At 32.9% G+C, this 20,602-nt stretch carries 21 protein-coding genes; 17 read left to right on the top strand and 4 right to left on the bottom strand.

The genetic code is table 11. The annotated features are described in order from the left end of the window. Nucleotides 1-852 (top strand): ketose-bisphosphate aldolase, encoded by an 852-nt coding sequence (locus EQM13_RS03965; protein ID WP_071139687.1) that lies wholly within the window; start codon nt 1-3, stop codon nt 850-852. A gap of 90 nt (nt 853-942) precedes the next feature. Here the strand turns inward: EQM13_RS03965 and EQM13_RS03970 are convergent, their stop codons facing one another. Further along, nucleotides 943-1,872 (bottom strand): hypothetical protein, encoded by a 930-nt coding sequence (locus EQM13_RS03970; protein ID WP_128752015.1) that lies wholly within the window; start codon nt 1,870-1,872, stop codon nt 943-945. A 191-nt stretch (nt 1,873-2,063) separates the two neighbouring features. On the opposite strand from EQM13_RS03970, the gene EQM13_RS03975 reads away from it, so the two are divergent. The 7 genes from EQM13_RS03975 to EQM13_RS04005 all read left to right on the top strand — a co-directional run bounded on the left by EQM13_RS03975 (nt 2,064) and on the right by EQM13_RS04005 (nt 7,914). Beyond that, nucleotides 2,064-2,504 (top strand): PTS sugar transporter subunit IIA, encoded by a 441-nt coding sequence (locus EQM13_RS03975; protein WP_114218145.1) that lies wholly within the window; start codon nt 2,064-2,066, stop codon nt 2,502-2,504. Between the two features lie 16 nt (nt 2,505-2,520). After that, nucleotides 2,521-3,126, top strand: a complete 606-nt coding sequence (locus EQM13_RS03980) for a KpsF/GutQ family sugar-phosphate isomerase (RefSeq protein WP_071139690.1) — start codon at nt 2,521-2,523, stop codon at nt 3,124-3,126. Nucleotides 3,127-3,162: 36 nt separating this feature from the next. After that, on the top strand, nt 3,163-4,098 hold the full coding sequence (locus tag EQM13_RS03985; protein ID WP_234958856.1) for a phosphoglycerate dehydrogenase: 936 nt from the start codon (nt 3,163-3,165) through the stop codon (nt 4,096-4,098). Between the two features lie 18 nt (nt 4,099-4,116). Then, entirely contained in the window at nt 4,117-4,920 is an 804-nt protein-coding gene (locus EQM13_RS03990; protein WP_071139691.1) for an HpcH/HpaI aldolase family protein, read from the top strand. Continuing rightward, nucleotides 4,917-5,867, top strand: a complete 951-nt coding sequence (locus EQM13_RS03995; RefSeq protein WP_128752016.1) for a D-2-hydroxyacid dehydrogenase — start codon at nt 4,917-4,919, stop codon at nt 5,865-5,867. The genes EQM13_RS03990 and EQM13_RS03995 overlap by 4 nt, the downstream gene beginning before the upstream one ends. A gap of 54 nt (nt 5,868-5,921) precedes the next feature. Continuing rightward, on the top strand, nt 5,922-6,812 hold the full coding sequence (gene dapA, locus EQM13_RS04000) for a 4-hydroxy-tetrahydrodipicolinate synthase (RefSeq protein ID WP_206172800.1): 891 nt from the start codon (nt 5,922-5,924) through the stop codon (nt 6,810-6,812). 247 nt (nt 6,813-7,059) lie between these two features. Next, nucleotides 7,060-7,914, top strand: a complete 855-nt coding sequence (locus tag EQM13_RS04005; RefSeq protein ID WP_161567166.1) for a MurR/RpiR family transcriptional regulator — start codon at nt 7,060-7,062, stop codon at nt 7,912-7,914. Between the two features lie 94 nt (nt 7,915-8,008). Here the strand turns inward: EQM13_RS04005 and EQM13_RS04010 are convergent, their stop codons facing one another. Both EQM13_RS04010 and ald read right to left on the bottom strand, forming a co-directional pair. Then, complete coding sequence (locus EQM13_RS04010; protein ID WP_206172801.1) at nt 8,009-9,346, bottom strand: APC family permease; 1,338 nt, start codon at nt 9,344-9,346, stop codon at nt 8,009-8,011. 268 nt (nt 9,347-9,614) lie between these two features. Continuing rightward, complete coding sequence (ald, locus tag EQM13_RS04015; protein WP_128752018.1) at nt 9,615-10,736, bottom strand: alanine dehydrogenase; 1,122 nt, start codon at nt 10,734-10,736, stop codon at nt 9,615-9,617. Between the two features lie 554 nt (nt 10,737-11,290). On the opposite strand from ald, the gene EQM13_RS04020 reads away from it, so the two are divergent. From EQM13_RS04020 to EQM13_RS04060, 9 genes are read left to right on the top strand one after another with little or no spacing between them, the layout of a single operon-like run. Then, nucleotides 11,291-13,363, top strand: a complete 2,073-nt coding sequence (locus EQM13_RS04020; RefSeq protein WP_161567167.1) for a BglG family transcription antiterminator — start codon at nt 11,291-11,293, stop codon at nt 13,361-13,363. Nucleotides 13,364-13,379: 16 nt separating this feature from the next. Beyond that, nucleotides 13,380-13,835, top strand: a complete 456-nt coding sequence (locus EQM13_RS04025) for a PTS sugar transporter subunit IIA (RefSeq protein WP_071139697.1) — start codon at nt 13,380-13,382, stop codon at nt 13,833-13,835. Between the two features lie 31 nt (nt 13,836-13,866). Then, nucleotides 13,867-14,715 carry a class II fructose-bisphosphate aldolase gene (locus tag EQM13_RS04030; protein ID WP_128752020.1) on the top strand — a complete coding sequence of 283 codons (849 nt, stop codon included), beginning with the start codon at nt 13,867-13,869 and terminating at the stop codon, nt 14,713-14,715. A 3-nt stretch (nt 14,716-14,718) separates the two neighbouring features. Continuing rightward, nucleotides 14,719-15,405 (top strand): triose-phosphate isomerase, encoded by a 687-nt coding sequence (locus tag EQM13_RS04035; RefSeq protein WP_128752021.1) that lies wholly within the window; start codon nt 14,719-14,721, stop codon nt 15,403-15,405. 15 nt (nt 15,406-15,420) lie between these two features. Beyond that, complete coding sequence (locus EQM13_RS04040; protein ID WP_128752022.1) at nt 15,421-15,942, top strand: YjbQ family protein; 522 nt, start codon at nt 15,421-15,423, stop codon at nt 15,940-15,942. A 26-nt stretch (nt 15,943-15,968) separates the two neighbouring features. Beyond that, on the top strand, nt 15,969-16,253 hold the full coding sequence (locus tag EQM13_RS04045) for a PTS sugar transporter subunit IIB (RefSeq protein WP_071139701.1): 285 nt from the start codon (nt 15,969-15,971) through the stop codon (nt 16,251-16,253). 21 nt (nt 16,254-16,274) lie between these two features. Next, entirely contained in the window at nt 16,275-17,636 is a 1,362-nt protein-coding gene (locus tag EQM13_RS04050; RefSeq protein WP_071139702.1) for a PTS galactitol transporter subunit IIC, read from the top strand. A 21-nt stretch (nt 17,637-17,657) separates the two neighbouring features. After that, complete coding sequence (locus EQM13_RS04055) at nt 17,658-18,188, top strand: hypothetical protein (protein WP_071139703.1); 531 nt, start codon at nt 17,658-17,660, stop codon at nt 18,186-18,188. After that, nucleotides 18,161-18,835 (top strand): class II aldolase/adducin family protein, encoded by a 675-nt coding sequence (locus EQM13_RS04060; RefSeq protein ID WP_128752023.1) that lies wholly within the window; start codon nt 18,161-18,163, stop codon nt 18,833-18,835. Before EQM13_RS04055 ends, EQM13_RS04060 begins: the two co-directional genes overlap by 28 nt. A gap of 203 nt (nt 18,836-19,038) precedes the next feature. On the opposite strand, the gene EQM13_RS04065 is transcribed toward EQM13_RS04060, so the two are convergent. Further along, on the bottom strand, nt 19,039-20,442 hold the full coding sequence (locus EQM13_RS04065) for a sigma-54 interaction domain-containing protein (RefSeq protein ID WP_071139705.1): 1,404 nt from the start codon (nt 20,440-20,442) through the stop codon (nt 19,039-19,041). Nucleotides 20,443-20,602: the final 160 nt, after the last annotated feature.

The following is a 20,602-nucleotide window of genomic DNA, read 5'->3' on the forward strand; positions in this document are numbered from 1 at the left end:
ATGATAGTGTCTTTTAAGGATATGTTGCAGAATGCAACGGATGGGAAATATGCAGTAGGAGCCTTTAATATCGGGAATAAAGATATTTTAGATGCGACTATTGCTGCAGCAGAAGAAAAAAAGATTCCTGCAATTGTTGCCGTATCTGTGCCGGAAATGAATTTTTTAGGGGATGAATTTTTTTCTTATGTAAAAGTACGCCTGAAAAAATCGGAAGCCCAATTTTGTTTACACCTGGACCATGGTTCAAATTTGGAAGATATAAAACGAGCTATCAATAATGGCTGTACTTCGGTAATGATTGATGCATCAAATAAAAGCTTTGAGGAAAATGTAAATATTACTAAAGAAGTAGTTGATTATGCACATTCATTAAATGTTTATGTTGAAGGAGAATTAGGAACAATTGGAAATACAGGTAATAGTTCCTGCGGAGAAGGGCTTGATACTTCAATCATCTATACAGATCCGGATAAGGCAAAAGAATTCTGTGAATTGACAGGAGTAGATGCTTTAGCAGTTGCCATCGGAACTTCCCACGGAATGTATCCGAAAGGGAAAACGCCAAAACTAAGAATTGATATTCTTCAAAAAATTCGTGAAAGAACATCAGCTTTTCTTGTATTACATGGAGGTTCAGGTAACGCTGATGAAGAAGTGATTGAATCCATAAGGCATGGGATTTCTAAAATAAATATTTCCAGTGAAGTGAAAAAAGCATATTTTGAAGAACTTTATAAGTATTTGGGAGAATACCCTGATTCGGTAAAAACTCAGGTGGTGTTTCAGTCTCCTATAAAAGCGGCAAAAGATAAAATTGTGGAGAAAATGAAGATGTTTATGAAGAACTGAGATAGTTGGGAATGCCCTAAAAACATTTTTTAACGTTTTTAGGGCATTTTTGTTATACAGGATTGCGGAGATGAAAATTGGGAAACTTAATTATAATAACTTTAAAACATTAGAAACAACAAATTTGATTTTATCAGGATCAATATCAATATCCCTTCTCGTTCCGATATTTTCACAGACAAATTTATTGCCTGCCTGGTTACCTCCGGCGAAAATTATACAGTGATCATATATATTAGCACTGCTGTAATTTGTCTGGTTTTTTTCAAATCGGAGAATTGATGAGTCAAGTTTTTTAAGTTCATCTTTAAAAGTATTACTGTAATTAACCGCTATATTTTTTCCTGACCCGATACAGTCAAGCAGGATAAATCGCTTTCTATGCGCAGAATCTCCTAAAAATTCTTTTATCATTTGGTCTCCCATATTGTTGATACATCCAAAGTCAGTAAGAACAAAGGCAACATTTTTTTGTTGCTTAGGTGTTAAAGTGGAAGCGATTGCAAGGCAACCAATAACTCCCGAAGTATTTCTGTTTAAATTATGAGAATTGGGGATTCCTTTTGAATAATGAACAATTAGATAAATACCAATGATATAGACCGAAAGCGTCATAAAATCTTTCCAACTGAAAAATCCTTCTAACCATTTTATCCTTAAAAAGTGAGCTGAAAATATAAAACAAAGGACAGTAATGAAAAGTAATGGGATAAATGCAGTCAGGCTATATAAAAGTTTTCTGTTTCTTATATCAAAAGGATAATATTTGTAGAATCCAAAATTTTTTGACGGTGTATCATAATTTGCCATAATTATGGTATCTGCCTTCTTGACATCTCCGATAATTAAGTCAATCGCTTTTCCTTTTGAACCTTGCGGTGAAAGTATTGAAGTTTTATATCCCATACATTTAAATTCGGGTTCAATATTATTAATAAATCTGATTTTTTCTTTTTTTCGAAACCTTTTTTTAGCTATTACTCCATATTTTAATATGGAATCTTTCATATCAAAATTCATAAGGCAAGCCTCCTTTTTTCTACACTAAAATTATATCATACTTAAATCCAAAATGAAATAAAATTCTAAATATAATATTTTTAACTTGAAAAATTATTCTATTCATGATAGTATAGAAATGAATTGAGAGCGCTTACTTATGAAAATAGAAAGTTTTAGAAAGGAGGAAGTGACTTAAGTCATGAAGTAAAATGATTGGAATTTTAATAGTAACCCATGGAAAAATGGCAGAAGGTATTGCTGACAGTGCGAGGATGATTATGGGCAATAATGAACAATTTGATTCAATTGGATTATTTCCTGATAAGGATTTAGATCAGTTTAAAGCTGATATCAAAAAGAAATTTTTAGAGTTGGATACTGGTGATGGTGTAATCATATTCGTTGATTTATTTGGAGCTTCACCATATAACATTACAGCCTTAAATATACACGAATTATTAAGTGAGAAGAAAAAAGTTAGAGTGATTACAGGTGTAAATCTTCCAATGGTGATTGAAGTATTGAATATGAGAAACATCGAAGAGAATATTGATTCTTTATATAAATCTTGTTTGACTACAGGAAAAGACGGCATCAAAGAATTATTAGAAGAAATGGCTTCAAATGAATGTGAAGATGATGAGGAGTAGAAAGGAGTAAAAAATAATGGATATCAGTAAGCATGTTCAAGCTGTTGAAACTTTCAAAGAGATTACTGAAATGGAATTAAGTGAATTTGTAAAGAATCTAAGTACAGAGGAATTAAATCCGGCTTACAATTTGATTGTTAAGGCTAAAAAGAATGGAAATCGTGTTCATGTTACCGGAATTGGGAAACCTTCCTATGTAGCTGGTTACATTGCTTCTTTATTTTCGTCTACCGGTACTCCTGCCTATGTTCTTCATGGGACCGAGGCGATTCATGGATCCAGCGGGCAAGTAAAAGAAGGGGATATAGTAATTGCAATTTCTAACAGTGGTGAAACAGAAGAACTTATAAAAACAGTCACTACAGTTAAAAATAACGGAGCAAAAGTTATATCGGTTTCAGGAAACAGAGAATCATGGTTGGCTAAACAGGGAGATGCTTTCTTATTTGCAGGCGTAGATAAAGAAGGAGGACCTTTAAACAAAGCACCTCGTATTTCATACTTGGCCGAAATTGTTGTTTTGCAAGCTTTATCTATTGCACTTCAAAATGAAGAGAATATTGATTTACAGGATTATAAAAAATGGCATCCAGGCGGAGCCTTGGGAAAATCAATTAAATAGGACAATTTATAATAAGAAGAAAAGAGGCGTTAGACAGTGAAAGGAAAAATTTTAATAACACCAAGGGCATTTGCTAAGAATGGAATGAAGGAAATTGAAAAATTAAAACAACAAGGATGGGAAATTCATCTGAATGATACAGGCAAATCATATAGCCATGAAGAATTTGTAAAATATGCGAAAGATGTTGATGGTATCATTATTGGCGTTGATATTGCAGATCGTGAGATGCTTAAGGGCTGTAAAAATTTGAAAGCTATTGCCAAGTATGGTGTTGGTGTTGATAATATTGATTTAGATACTGCAAAAGAATTAGGAATCAAAATTTCAAGGACTGTCGGTTCTAACTCGGTGTCAGTTGCAGAGCATACAATAGCATTAATGTTTGCATGTGCTAAACGTATTGTTGACGGAGCAATTAACGTTAAAAATGGAAAATGGAACAAGAACTACGAAATAGAACTTATGGGTAAAAAAATCGGTATTATTGGCTTTGGCAATATTGGAAGACATGTAGGCAGGCTTGCTCAGGGTATCGGCATGAATGTATGTGCGTATGATGTATTTCCTATTAATGAGAAATATGCAAAGGAACATAATATCCAAATATGTTTGCTGGATGAACTGGTTAGAACCAGTGACGTTATTACTATTCATACGCCCCTGACATCTGAAACAAAGGATATGATCAATGCCGAGCGTTTAAAAGAAATGAAAACGACAGCAATTGTGATCAATGCAGCCCGAGGCGGAATTATAAATGAAGCTGATCTGTATGAAGCATTAGTGAACAAAGAAATTTTTGCTTCCGGATTTGATGTTTTCTCAACGGAGCCACCAAAAACTGATGAGAAACTGTTACGTCTGGACAACTTTATTTTAACTCCTCATGCTGCTTCAAAAACTTTAGAAGCTGATATGAATACGATAAAGATGTCAATTACAAACCTTATTACAGATATCGAAGGATAAGTGAGGAAGGAAATAAAAATGAAAAACAGATTAAGAGAATGTTTAGAAGGTAAAAAAAATATTATAGCTACACGTATTAACAGTACATGGCCAATGATAGCGGAAGTTGTAGGAGCCACAGGCTTATATGATTATATTGAGTTTTTGGGCGAATATGCTCCGTATAACCAATATGATTTAGAAAATATTGCAAGGGCATGTGAACTTCATAATATGTCATGCATAATTAAAATAGATTATGCCAACCGCGACTATGTAGCTCAAAAGGCATTGGCTTCAGGATTTCAAGGTATTCTGTTTACTGATCACAAAACAGCAGAAGAGGTAGAAAATACATTAAAAATGGTAACACCGTCGATTCCCCATGAGGGTGGAAGACTTGGATATGTCAGCCGTCGTTTCTATAAGAACGAAGGTTTTAAAAATCAGTTGACCTATGCAGCCGAAGTAAAAAAATGTGTTATGGGATTTATGATTGAAAAAGTGGAAGCAGTAAAAAATATTGAGGAGATATGTCAAGTTCCCGGGGTTGACTTTGTTCAGTTTGGACCTGCTGACTTTTCTATGAATAGTGGATTCAACGCAAAAGAAGAAGTTGAGAAAGTAAGAGAAGCGGAAGAAAAGGTAATTAAAACTGCATTGAAATATGGAGTTAGTCCGAGGGCTGAAATTAACTCTGCCGAAGAAGCAGAACGCTATATCAAATTGGGGGTAAGACATTTTGCCTTAGGTTCAGAATTGAAAATTGAGAAGATGTTCTGGACAGACAATGGTGAATGTTTAATGGGAAAACTCAACGATTTGAGAGGAGAAAAAATATGAAAATTGTAGTATTGGATGGATATACTTTGAATCCGGGAGATTTAAACTGGAATCAAATCAAAACTTTGGGAGATATTATTATTTATGATAGAACAGATTCAGCTGACATAATCTCGCGTATCGGAGATGCAGAAGTTGTATTGACAAATAAAACTCCTATTCGAAAAGAAACGATGAAAGCATGTCCTAATATAAAACTGATTAGTGTTTTAGCTACGGGATATGATGTAATTGATATTGAAGCAGCAAAACAACTGGGAATTGCAGTTTGTAATGTTCCGGCTTACGGCACATATTCTGTTGCTCAATTTGCAATTTCATTGTTGTTAGAAATTTGTTACCATGTAGGATATCATGACAATGCGGTTAAAGAAGGAAGATGGGAAAACAGTGCTGACTGGTGTTTCTGGGATAAGCCGTTATTGGAATTGTATGGCAAGACTATGGGTATTATTGGTTATGGTCGAATCGGCCAGACGACAGGAAGAATTGCAAGGGCCCTTGGCATGAAAATCATTGCTAATGATAAGCATGAAAATCCTACTCTAAAAGATGTTGAATATGTTTCTTTTGATGATTTGTGTTCCCGTGCAGACGTAATTGTACTTCATTGTTCCCTAACAAAAGAAAATCAGCAGTTCATTGACAAGAAAGCAATTGCCAAGATGAAAAAGAATGCAATTATTATAAACAATGCTCGAGGCCAACTGATTAATGAAAAAGATTTGGCGGATGCATTAAATGAGGGCAGAATATATGCTGCAGGAATTGATGTTGTTTCAAAGGAACCAATTGAAAAAGACAATCCGCTACTGAAAGCAAAAAACTGTTATATTACACCTCATATGTCTTGGGGATCGGTGGAAGCTCGAAAGCGTATTATGGATATGACTTACGAAAATATTCAAGGATATCTGAATGACAAAACTGTAAATAGAATAGTGTAAGAGATGAAATACAAAAGGAAATTTAGACAATGTCGCTTAAAGGAGGATTATTAAATGATAAATATTGAGGGAATTATTACACCTATTGTTACACCATTCAATAGAGATAAAGATCAGACGATTAACTATGATGCATTAAAACAACTAATTGATCGTTTAATTGAAAAAGGTGTAAAAGGGATTTTTATTTTAGGAAGTTATGGTGAATTCCACGTTGTCGATGATGATGAAAAATTGGAATTTGCAAAGAAGACGGTTGAAATTGTGAACCATCGTGTACCTGTTTATGTTGGTACCGGCGGAAACAGCACACGTAATGTGATCCGCTTATCAGAAAAAATCGAAAAAGTTGGTGCAGATGCGGTATCTATTATCACCCCATATTTTGTTTCACCTAATGATAAAGAAATTATAAACCACTACAAAACAATAGCGGCAAGTATAGATCTTCCAATTATTTTATACAATATTCCAAAGAACACAAAAATTAACTTGTCAAAAGAAATTGTTGCTGAATTGGCTAAAGTTGAGAATATTAAGGCAATCAAAGACAGCTCGGGTGACATGGAAAACTTGAAAGGTTATGTGGAAGCTGCTAAGGGAACGGATATGAAAGTTCTAATAGGTTCTGATTCTAAAATAGCTCCCGCAATTCGTTTAGGGGCAGCCGGCGCAATTGCCGGTACAAGTAATCTTATTACCGAAGTAGATGTTAATTTATATAATGCATTAAAATCAGGTAATGATGAAGAGGCAGATCGTTTACAGCAGGAAATTGAAGTATTGCGCAGTGCATTAAAGTTAGGTACGATACCTTCAGTTATGAAGCGTTCCCTTGAATTTACCGGTATTCCTGTTGGACCTGCACGTCTTCCGGTTATGGAAACTACGCCGGAAGTTGATGAAAAAATTAAAGAAATGCTTAAGCACTATAATTTGATTTAAAGAAATACTCTTTTCTGGTTTTAATCTTATTCAGATTTCTACCAGAAAAGAGTATTTTTATGTATATTTGATTTTCTTGTTCATTTCAATTATACTGATATTGATTTAATTTTCAGTTTAATATAAGTAGACGGTGAAATAATATTCCAATCTAATAAATGATGAAATTATTTATTCCGGAATTAATTAATTTATTCAATTGTGATTTATTTTACATTTAAAATTAATGAGAAAGGAAGTGGTGTCTTTGAGTTGTTTAATACAAATTAAAGAAGGATATTCGTTGCTCAGCAAAAATGAAAAAAAAGTAGCCGATTATATTTTGTCTCATCCTTTGGAAGTATATGATTATTCTGTTCAGCAGCTTGCAGAATCTTCGGGAACCAGCCCGTCTTGTATTATACGTTTTGTTAAAAAAATCGGCTTTGAAAGTTACACTCAGTTTCGGCTGATATTAGCAAAGGAATCGGAACGTCAGCTGATGTCCTCAGATGAGTTAATAGAAGAGGTGACTAAAAGTGATAGTATTCCGGAAATGCTGCAGAAATTTAAAAATTTTAATATAAACACAATTAATAAAACCTTTGAGAATTTAGACGAGGTAAAAATAAAAAAAGCTGTTGATATTTTAAGAAAAGCAAAAAAAATCTTTGTTGTCGGAGAAGGGACTTCGTCTCTTGTGGCTCAAGACCTTTCACATAAATTTATTTTGGTCGGAATCGATTCTTGCTGTCATTCGGATGCACATACACAGTTGACTCAGGTAAATGATTTAACTCCGGAAGATGCAATCGTTATCTTTTCATATTCCGGTTCGACACAATTAGCAAATTTTGCATTAAAACGTGCAAATGAATTAAATGTTCCGTCTGTTTCCGTTACACAAATTTCCAAATCATATTTGGCACGAAAAGCTACGGTACCAATATATGTTCCGGCTCTGGAAACCGAACGTAAGATCGGGTCAGTTGCTTCCAGGATTTCTACATCAATAGTATCGGATATTCTTTATTTAGGGACTGTTCAAAAGAATATTGACCAGATAAAGGAAAAAGTAACCGAGACGAGGAAGCTGTTAAGCCAATTAAAAGTGGATATATGATAAGATACTTCACTATGGGCTATAAAAAACCTCTGTTAAAATTTATTTAATCTTAGCAGAGGTTTTTGAATTCCAATATAATATTTTATATTGTCTATTCCTTTACAGCATCATCCTTGTCCGAATATTTTTTCTTACAATAATAATATACGGGCAGACCAATTAATGTCAAAGCAAGTCCTAACATGGAACCCTTAAATGAGTCTCTGATTGTTACGAATATTAGATATAGACCTCCAATACCTCCTATTATTGGTATTATGGGATAAAGAGGTACTTTATACAGTTTTTCATCTCTGGGATATTTCTTTCTCAGTATAAATATGCTGAATACTCCGAGAGTAAAGAATATCCATATAACAAATATACACAAATCGGTAATTGTATTAAAATTGCCTAACAGAATAAATATTATCGAAATCACTGTCTGAAATATTATCGAATTAACCGGTGTACCTAATTTTGGATTTACACGATTCAAAATTTTATATTTGGGAAGTTGCTTTTTTTGCCCCATTGCAAAGGCTACTCTTATCCCACTGGCTAATTGGGCATTTAGAGCAGCAAAGGAAGACAACAACATTCCTATTGTTATCAAAGTGGTTCCTCCGCGGCCAAAGAGTTTTTTGGAAACATCTACTCCTATACTTTCGGAAGCGGCTACTTGGGGTGCAGACATTACATTAAATATTGCCGTATTAAATAGAGCATAAACTATTATTACAAAGGCAAGACCTATTATTATAGCTTTAGGCAAATTTTTTTCCGGGTGAATCATCTCGTCGCCAAGAGTACAAGTATTCATCCAACCATCATAAGACCATAATACACCGAGAAGGGCAACTCCCGTTCCGGCACCCTTTATAATTCCACTGGTTGCAAAGCTGATATCATGGGCGGTACCGTTAATTAACCCAAAGATAATTATGGCAGCCATCGGAACTAATTTTCCTATGGTTGCAATGCCTTGCATCTGAAGGCTGAGCTTTGTGGATATTATCTGCAATATTACTATTAATAAGGTAATAAATATTGCAAATAATTTTAATTCCCATTTACCCATCGGTATAAAATAGGTTGCAAATGTAGCACAAGCTATTGCCAAAGCTGCTGAACCACCCGGACTTGAAATAATCACTTCTATCCATCCATACAAAAAACCGACGACATCATTGTATAATTCCACTAAATAAGTATAAAGCCCTCCTACTTTAGGAATATATGCAGCAATTTCTGATATGGTCAATGCACTGCACATTGAAATTAATCCTCCGACAATCCAAATGATCAACGCGGATGCTGATGAACCCATATTAACTAATACTACCGCAGGCTTTAAAAATATTCCTGTGCCGATTACAAATCCTATTACATATGCAATACCTTCCCGTAACCCGAGATTTCTTTTTAACTTTCCTTCTTCCTGATGCACTAATAATTCCCCTCCTTTTATATTATCAATTTTAATTAAGATACTTATAAGAAAAGCTTCCATTGAAGAATTATAATGTAGCTTTTCTTGAAACCCAATTAACGGGAAATTTATATTAATGAAATTTTGATTTCCCTATGGGTTATAAGAAAAGCTTCTATCAAAGTATAAAGTATAATGTAGTTTTTCCTGAAACTCATTTACGGAAAGTCCTCTTAGTCAATGTTTATAAGTGAGGACTTTCCTATTTGTTATAAGAAAATATTTGTTACTCGATTCCTAATACTTTTTCAGGAGAAGTATATGGTCTGTTTTGTTTTTTCCCTGTTTCTTCAAGAGTCAATTTTCCATCATAGGATGTAAGCCCTCTCCTTAAATATTTGTTATCAGTTAATGCTTTTTTAACGCCTTTATTAGCTATTTCCAAAGCATAAGGCAAGGTCGCATTACATAAAGAATAGGTCGAAGTTTGAGGGAATGCTGCCGGAATATTGTCTACACAGTAGTGCATAATCCCTTCTTCGATATATACAGGATCGTCATGGCTTGTGGATCTGCAAGTTTCTATAGCACCCGCTTCGTCACAGGCTACGTCTACAATTAGCGATTCCCGTTTCATTAACTTCAGCATGTCTCTTGAAACCAAATGATCTTTTCTCCATTTTGGCCATAATATACAATTCATTAAGACGTCTGTTCTTTTCAGGCATTTTATTAGATTTTGCTCATTTGAATATAATAACTCCACATTAGGAGGGAGTATCTCTTTGGCTCTTTCTAATTTATTTATGTCTATATCTAATATTGTAACTTTGTTTCCAAATGCTGATGACAATTCCGCTGCACCTATTCCTGAATTTCCCGCTCCGATAATAGTGACTTCCGGAGTTCTGATTCCATGAACTCTTGCAAGGAGAATTCCTTTGCCGCCGTGAATTTTCTGAGAAAAGTTGAGGGCTGCAATGAATCCTCCTTTACCTGCTATTTCACTCATTGGTTTAAGAAGAGGAAATTCACCGTTTTTATCGGTAACGTCTTCGTATGCGATGGCAGTTACTTTTTTTTCAAGAAGAGCATCGGTCTGATCTCTATGAGCATTGGAATGAATATAAGTAAAGACAATCAGCCCTTCCCTTAAGTATTTGTATTCCTCAGGAAATATTTCCTTTACTTTATAGATCATTTCAGAATTTCGATATAATTCTTCCGGAGTTTTCAATATCTTTGCTCCTTGAGATTCATATTCCTTATCGGGAAATCCGCTTCCATCGCCTGCTCCTTTTTCTACAAAAACAGTATGTCCTCTTTTTACAAATTCTTTTACTCCTTCCGGGGTACACGAAACTCTGTTCTCATTAGCTTTTATTTCTTTTGTTATTCCTATAATCATTAAATTTCCTCCTTTATGTTAATATTTTTAAACTGATAATAGATATTGCAAATGGAATGCCAAGATTAAACATCTTATTTTGCAGGTTATTTCAAAGCCTCAATAAAAACATAAAGGAATCGTTTTCAGATAAAGACAAAAAGTTGTCTTTATTTTCTTTTTTAATAACTCTTATTATAACGAATATTAGCTATAAATAACGAAAGACAGATTATTGACAATTCTGACAATAACCTGTCTTTTATATAAACATAAACATTAAATTATCTTTAAAGATATGTTTAGTAAGTAAGGGCATTGTGCCCATAAAAGAGAATTGCCAACTTAACTGGCGGATGTTTATTATGTTTAATAAATTGGTACAATTTTGTTCTAAATATAGGAATGCTTTTAAACTTTTGTTTTATAGCGAAAGATGTTAAAGTAACAATGTAAGATATAGTAATTAGATGGCCATATAATAAAAATATATCTTAATTATGGGTTTTATAGCAATTGCCATCCTGAAAGCTTTTATTATAATTTAAGATTTATTAAAAAGGAAGGTGTTGCATTTGTATAGAAGGGCTTGTAAAATAATAAAAATTATTTATGACAAACAAAATGAGCTGGATATAAAAGATCTTGCACAAATATTAAACGTGAGTACAAAAACAATACAAGCAGATATACAGGAAGTTAATGAATTTTTGAAAAGTACGGGAATTGCATCCTTAAAAGAAAAAGAAAATAAGTTTTATATTACAAAAGTACAAAAATCGATTGATGAAATTCTTTCAACATTGAGCTTTTATGATTATAAGCTGTCGAAGGATGAAAGGCTGATAATTGAAGCGCTTTTGCTAATATTTACAAAGAATCATGTTACTCTTTTTAATGTGGCGGAGTTCATGTATGTTTCCAGATCCACAGTTATCGGGGATATTAAATATTTAAACAGGTTTCTTGGTAATTATCATCTTTCTATTGATTCTCAGACTAATACTGGCATAAAAATTAGGGGTTCTGAGGAAAGTATAAGAAATCTATTTGTAAATATATTATTTAAGCATAGAGATTTATATAATTTATTTTCTCATCAGGAAAAGATTAAAAATATGAAATTTGGAGAATTAAAGGCAATAGACGTGGAAAGAAACATAATACTTCAAAATCTTATATCGGAAGCTGAAAAATATTCAGAAATGCAGTTAACGGAACATTCTTTTAATATATTGTGGAATTACTTATGTATGGTTATTGTCAGAATAAGGTCGGGAAAATATCTTAAAAATTATAAGTCTGAAAGTGGCGAAGTGAGCAATAAATTGATAGAAAGATTATACACTTTAGTATTTCAGCATTTTGATTTAAAAGAAAATGAAAATGAACTTTATTACTTAAATAATTTTTCCAAAAGTTTAACTTATCTTAAAAAAAATAACACAACTGACGGAAGCAAGGAAATAGTAAAAATACAAACTATTACAAGATTGTTTATTATGAAAGTATCAAAAGCATTGAATATTCCGCTATATAAAGATTATGAACTTTTCAAAAGCCTTTCAAATCATTTGGAGAGAATCTTTCTGGACGGATTTACAAGTTTAGTGGATAATTATGAAATAAATTTTATCATAGGAAAATATTCATATGTAAAAAGTAAGGTTGAAGAAAATATAGGAGTATTAGAGCAATATGCTAAGAGACCTATAGGAGATGAAGAAATAGCTTATATAGTCATATATATATGTGCTTCGATTGAAAAAATAAAAATTCATAAGAATCGATGTAATGTAATTCTCGTTTGTAACAGTGGAATAGGAACGAGTCAATTTTTAAAATCAAAGCTTTTGGATAGATTTAATTTAAATATAGTAAATGTATTACCTAAGCATAGACTTAAAGATTCAATAAGAAATGATATAGACTTTATAATTTCCACAGTCGATTTAGATGAGACATGTTTGCCGTATATAAGGGTATCTCCTCAGCTAACAGACAGCGATTTCCTGAGAATGAGAAAAATGATTGAAGACTATGGTTCTGTAAATTTTGACGAAATACATGATAATAATTGCTCGGAAATAATGAAAAAAATAGAACTAATAATAAAGGATGATGAAATATTAGATGTAATCAGAAAAAGTTTAAACGAATATTTTGATAAAAAAAATAAAGTGAATTTAAGTCTCGCTGATCTTTTGACAGAGGATTTTATACAATTGGATGTTAAGGTGGAGGGCTGGAAGGATGCTATAAAAAAAGCCTCTCAAAATTTATTGGATAAAGGATTTATAACTAATGAATATATAGAATCCATAATAAAAAATACTATTGAAAATGGACCTTATTATGTGATTTCTAAAGGATTTGCTATTCCTCATTCTGAAATTGGGGATGGAGGAAAAATTATGGGATTTAATTTAATAAGGTTAAGAGAGCCTGTTATGTTTAATGCTGGTATCTATGATCCAATAAAATATATATGCATAATAAATGCGGTTGATAAAGAAAGACATCTGAATGCTTTGTTTAATTTAATAAATTTACTGCAGATATCGGAATTTAAAAAAGCATTAGATAAATCAAAAAGCAGTAAAGAAATGGCAAGAACTATTGAATTATATGAGAGAAGAATACAATAAATGCGGAGGTATTAATATGTATTTAGACAAAGAGATTACATTTTTTAATGAAAAAGTTAAAACTGGAGAGGAAGCTATAAGAAAGCTTGCCAGGAAGTTTATGGAAAATAATTTAGTTAAAGATACTTTTTGTGAGGCTGTTATTAATAGGGAAGTCGCATATCCCACAGGTCTTAGTGTAAACGGTAAAGGCATAGCTATTCCGCATACTGACAGTATTCATATAATAAAACCACAAATAGGCTTCATGTCTTTAAAGGAACCGGTAATATTCAAGAACATGGTAGATAAAAATGATGAAATAAAGGTTAATGTAATATTTATGCTTGGCTTAAAAAAGTCAGAAGAACAGGTGCAGATGTTGCAAAAGTTGGTAGACATGTTTCAGAATGAGGAATTATTAAATGAAATCATATCATGTACGAATATTAGTGAATTTAAAGCAATAATGAAAAAAGCTAATATTTCATAAAATAATTTCTGGATTTTAAGGAGGCGGTATGATGTTAGTTAGTTCTAAAGAATTATATAAGGTTTCAAGAAAATACAATTTTGCTTTCCCTGCTCCTAATTTTGTGGACCAGAATTCGGCAAAGGCATGTATAGAAGTGGCGGAAGAATTAAATTTACCGTTGATATTAGCATATGCTCAAGCTCATAAGGAATTTTTATCATTTGATGAAGCTGTAGAATTAGGAAAATATTATGGGGAAAAGGCCAAAGTTCCCGTAGTACTTCATTTTGATCACGGAACAGATAAGGATTTAATTATGAAGGCCGTAGACATAGGGTTTAAGTCAGTTATGATAGACGCATCATCGGACCCCTTTGAAGAAAATGTGAGGAAAACAAGGGAAATAGTGAAATATGCACATTTAAAAGGAGTAGTAGTGGAAGCGGAAATTGGACATGTAGGAGGAGGAGAAACATATAAGAGCAAGGATGACAGTGACAGCAGATATACAATTGTTGAAGAGGCAGAAAAATTTTTTGAGCTTACAGAGGTAGATTCTCTTGCTATATCTATAGGAACAGCACACGGGGCATATAAAGGAAAGCCTGTAATAGATTTTGAAAGATTGAAGGAAATAAGATCAAAGGTTGATGTACCTCTTGTTCTTCATGGAGGCTCTTCGTCAGGAGATGATAATTTAAAGAGATGTGCCCTTAACGGAATAAGTAAAATAAATATATACACAGATTTAGTAACGGCAGCCTATAAGAAGGCGGCGAAGATGGAGTGGAAGGATTATTATGAATTAAGGAGTGCACAGATTGAAGGAATAAGGGAATGTTTAAAGCATTATTACGTTGTATTTGAAACTGAAAAATACAGGAAGGCAGATGAATAAAAAATGAAGGTAAGAACGCCATTTTTAGTTGTTAATCCAAAATCATATCTTTATGGAGAAAAATCTTTGGATTTAGCCTTGGCGGCTGATAAAGTGGCAAAGGAAACAGGAATTGAAATGTTTTTTACATGTCCATTTACAGACATACGGTATATTAGCGAGAGGACAAACCATCTTATAGTAACTGCTCAACATATGGACCCTTTAAAGCCGGGCAGGGGAATGGGACATATACTGCCGGAATCTTTAAAGGAAGCAGGAGCAGAAGCAGTTTTCCTAAATCATGCCGAAAATCCTATGACAGTAGAAAAATTATCAAAGACCATTGAAAGAGCACATGAGCTGGATATGATAACCATAGTATGTGCGGATTCAGTATTTGAAGCTGCTGCGGTATGCAAATTGAACCCTGACATAGTTTTAGCTGAGCCTACAGATTTAATAGGGACAGGCAAAACAGCAGGCAAAGGCTACGTAGTTGAAACCATATCAAAGATAAGAGAGATAAATCCGGATATACTTGTTATGATAGCCTCAGGAGTTACCACAGCGGATGATGTTTATAAGGTTATAAAACTTGGAGCTGACGGAACAGGAGGAACAAGCGGTATATTGAAAGCTCCTGACCATAAAAAGAGGATAGTTGAATGGGCGGAAGCCGTGAAAAAGGCTGTTAAGGATAGAAAATAATTGGAGGTAAGAAAAGTGAATATTTACAAGGAACAAATAGATTTAACATCTCATGGAGGAAGACCAAGCTTTTTTGATATAACACCACAGGTAAAAGAGGCCATAGAGAAAAGCAAGGTAAAAAATGGGATATGTGTAGTCATCTCACCTCATACCACTTGTTCTGTATTTTTTGAAGAATTTGTTCATGATTATAATGAAGAAGGGGATGAGTTTCTTCAGGAGGACTTAAATAATATTTTAAAGAAAATAATTCCTGATAACGTGGAGGAAGGGCAGTATAATTATCCCGGGGAAAAGCATTATAAAGCAGTTGCCTTATGGCCAAATGCTGAGGCATATTTGCCAAATGGGGACAGGAGAGCTCTTTTAAACTGTGATGCACATCTTAAGGCAACCCTTATAGGATCAAGCCAGACATTTGAAGTGGATGAGGGAAAACTTGGCGTAGGGACAACAGGGTATATATACTTTGTTGATTTTGACAGGACAAGATCACGTATACGTAAATGTAAAATAATTGTTTTAGGTGAATAATATAAAAAAGAAAGTGGAGTGTTAACATGAAAAGAATATTATTGGCTTGTGGCTCAGGAGTATGCACATCTACAGCTGCCAGAGTAAAAGTTGAAAAAATATTGGATGCAAATGGATACAAGGGACAATACAAAATGGAACAATGTAAAATAGCAGAAGTGCCAGCAAAATCAACTAATTTTGATTTTGTAATATCAACAACAATGCAACCCGATGGAGTAAAATGTCCTTTTGTAAGTGGTTTGTGTTTTTTAACAGGTGTAGGCATTGAAAAAACAACTAAAGAGATATTAGATCTCATGAAAAAATAAAAATAAGGCGGTGAGTTATTTATGTCATATATTTTAGGATTTTTCAATTTTATTCAGGGATTAGGCGCCAACGTGATGATGCCCATAATAATTTTCATATTTGGAATTATTTTAGGAACTGAGAAAGGTAAAGCATTAAGAGCAGGATTAACAGTCGGTGTTGGATTTATTGGATTAAATTTGGTAATAAATGCATTAGGGGCTAATTTAGGTCCGGCTGTTGAACAGATGATTAAACGTTTTGGCCTTTCACTTTCGGTGATTGATGTTGGCTGGCCTGCCGCAGCGGCTATAGCATTTGCTTCAACTGTAGGAATGATAATAATTCCTGTTGGTTTAATTGTGAATATCGTGATGATTTTAACTAATACAACTCAAACAGTGGATGTTGATATTTGGGATTATTGGCATTTTGCTTTTACGGGAGCATTGGTAGCAATATCTACGGGTAGTCAGATGATGGGAGTAATTGCAGCGGTATTGAATATGATAATAATTATGGTGATAGGAGATTATACAGCACCGGGAGTTGAAAAAACGCTGGGATTACCGGGAGTTTCTCTGCCCCATGGATTTACAGGAGCATATGCACCCATTGCAATCGTAATAAATAAAATTATAGATTTAATTCCGGGAGTAAGGGATATAGATATAAGTATGGAAAAAGTTCAAAAAAGATTTGGAGTGTTTGGAGAACCTATTTTAATAGGGACAAGCCTTGGTATAATAATAGGTATTATTGCAGGCTATGGAATTAAAGATGTTCTTACTTTAGGTATCACTATGGGTGCAGTGCTTGTTTTAATTCCTAAAATGGCATCATTGCTTATGGAAGGATTATTACCTATTTCTGATGCAGCCTCAGAGTTCATAAATAAAAGATTTTCAAAAAAGGGGAAAATGTACATTGGACTTGATTCGGCAGTAGGAGTAGGGCATCCCGTAACATTGTCGGTTTCACTTATATTAGTACCTTTAACAGTTTTTATGGCAGTTCTCATACCCGGTAATAAGGTCTTGCCTTTTGCTGATTTAGCAGTGATACCATGGATGTTTGTATTAATCACACCGGTTGTTAACGGAAATGGGTTCAGGGCTTTAATAAATGGTATAATTGTTTTGGCAGTAGGTTTATTGATTTCAACTAATTTGGCACCTCTTATAACCATAGCAGCCCAAAATGCAAATTATACTATGCCTTCAGGTGCAACTCAGATTTCAAGTATATGCGATGGTGCAAATCCATTGACTTGGCTGATTGTGAGAATAAATGATTTTGGGTGGATTGGCATGGCAGTTATAGCAGTAGTTGCAATATCCTTGGCGATAATTAACAGAAAGAGAATCTTAAAAGAAGCACATGAAATGGAACAAAAAGCATAATTTAGATTGGTATGGTGAAAGATGGAAAGAGAATATAAATTTGATAAAAAGCTATTTTTAGTCAGGATTGTTTATGCAAGTGTTTTAACAATTATAGTATTATTTATAGGTATTTATAAATTATTTACGGGTACGAATATAAAATATTTGTGGATGTTTATATGCTTTCTATGCATATATACAATTATAACTAATTTTGTATCAATCAGCTATCCTGGTGAAATAATTATAGGAGGAGATAAAATAATATTTAAAGCCTTTAAAAGATCTCATGTATACAGTATGGGCGAAATTACCAGTTTTAAAATTAAAGAACAAAGGCTTGCCGGAAAGCTATATATAAGAATTAATTCTCCTTCATTATTTAGAGGAAGATATTGGATAGATTTGAGAGCTTATGACGATTATAAGGATTTAGAAACTGAGCTTTTAAAAATTGAAGAGATGAAGCATCCCGATTCTCTGAAGCAGAAAATAAAAGTTAATAATTCTCTTTACTCTTTACGTAGAAAGGAAGATAAAAAATGTATAAAAAAGAGAAAGATGAAATAATAAAAGCAGGAATTAAATTAGACAGGTATGGTTTAATAGTACTTTCAGGGGGAAATGTAAGTTTAAGAGTTGAAAAGGATAAGATATTAGTTACTCCTTCAGGAATGATTTATGAAGAAATGGTGACAGATGATATTATTTTGATGGATTTGACAGGCAATATAATAGAAGGAAAGAGAAAGGCTTCCGTTGATACTAAAGCATTATTATATATATATAATAATATGACAGATGTTAAGGCTATAATTCATACCCATCAGCCTTATGCGACGGCATTGGGATTAATTCAGGATGAATTTAAGTGTAATCTTACAACATTAGCTAATGCCACAAAGGGTTCCGTTAAGGTATGTTCGTTTTCATCTGCGGCCAGTGAGCAAATGGGTATAGAAGCAGTGGAAAATTTAAATGGTAAATTAGCAGTAATATTAAAAAATCATGGAGTAATAGCAGTGGGGAATTCTTTAAAACAAGCTCTTTATTCGTGTGTATATTTGGAGGAAGCAGCAAAAACATACTGTATAGCTAAATCTATGAGTGATAATATTGCCATGATGACTGATAAACAAATTGAACAAGCAGTAAGAATATTTGATTATTATGGACAAGGGAAAGAGGAAGTTCCTGAATTCTTAGTCAATCAGTAAAAATTTTTAAATAAATTATATGATAATATGACCGGTTTTGTGACCGGTCATATTGTTTTCCTAATAAATTTTATTATAACAAATATTAGCTATTATTAGCTATAAGTAATAAAAGACGAATTATTGTCAGAATTGTCAATAGTTCGTCTTTTATATAAACATTAAATTATCTTTAAAGGTATGAGTTTTATATTTTTATAACCTTATTTATATTTGCTTATTTGGATGGAATATTTGTTTATTTTGTAATGAAGAGTTTGTCTGGGAATTCCAAGCATATTTGCTGCAGAAGTAATATTTCCGTTAGCTTTTTTTAAGGCATTTATTATTAGTTGTTTTTCCAAGGATTCGATTTCTTGATTTAACGGTTTAATTTCCCTTATATCTTCATTTATAGAATTATTATTTATGTTTTCGATTAAATATATGGGCAGATGTTTTAATTGTATATCTCCGCTGTTTAATATATTAACGGAAGATTCTATTATATGTTGCAACTCTCTTACGTTTCCCGGCCAGTTATATTCATAAAATATCTTTTTTACCTCTTTAGATATTCCTGATACATTTTTATTGAGTTCTTTATTATATTTATCTATAAAATATGGAATATATAGTGAAATATCTTCCTTTCGTTCCCTTAAAGGTAATAATTTTATACTTACTACATTTAACCTATAGAAAAGGTCCTCTCTTAAATTTCCCCTTTTAACGGATTTAATGGGATCTTGATTCATGGCGGTTATTATTCTTACATTAATTCTTCTGTCTTTTGAATCCCCTATCCTTCTAACCATTCCGTCTTGAAGTACTCTTAAAAGTTTTGCCTGTAATCCGTTAGGCATTGAATTTATCTCATCTAAGAACAGCGTCCCGCCATCAGCAAGTTCAAAGAGTCCCGGTCTATCTACAGAACCGGTAAAAGCACCTTTTACTGAGCCAAATAATATTGATTCAAATAGATTTTCCGGGAGAGCGGCACAATTTTGAGCGATAAACGGTTTATCATGTCTGTTGCTATAGTTATGGATCGATTGAACGAATAATTCCTTTCCAGTTCCGGTTTCTCCATAGACTAAAACAGGAGATGAACTATTTGCAATCATCTTTGCTTTTTTTATATTGTATTTCATTTCTTTGTTTTGAGTAATTATACTATCAAAATTGTACTCTGCCGTATTTTTTCCCATATTAAATTTTTTATTTCCAATAATTTGGAACGTTTTCCTTGTTTTTAACCTTTCTGTTATTTCTTTAACTTTAGTTATATCTTTGGATATTTCTATTGCTCCTAATATCTTTCCTCTCCTGATTATAGGAAGTGTAAGATTTTGGGTATTATAGACTCTTCCTTTATTATCGTGGAAAATTTGATTCTCAAAATATTGCGGAGTACCATATTTTAAGCAATTAATTATTGTACTTTCTTCGATATCTAAAGCGGGATATATTTCAAGAAAATTTTTGTTTATAATTTCTTTAAAATCGTTTAATTTTGAATTATTGTCGAATCTGGGATTATATCTCACGGAATATACGATATTTCCGTTATGATCCACTATCATTATGGCATCCACATATTCCATATTTATATCATTAAATAACATAATCGTACCCCTCTCTATTGTATTTATTGAAAAGGAAAAGTTAATCCTATTGAGCATAAGAATTTTTAAAATAAATATTCTAAAATCATAAAAATAATTAAGATATCAATTAAATAATACCTTAATAAAAATATAATGGCAATAATCATTACTTGTAAAC

It is taken from the genome of Acidilutibacter cellobiosedens, from assembly GCF_004103715.1.
Lineage (GTDB): Bacteria > Bacillota > Clostridia > Tissierellales > Acidilutibacteraceae > Acidilutibacter > Acidilutibacter cellobiosedens.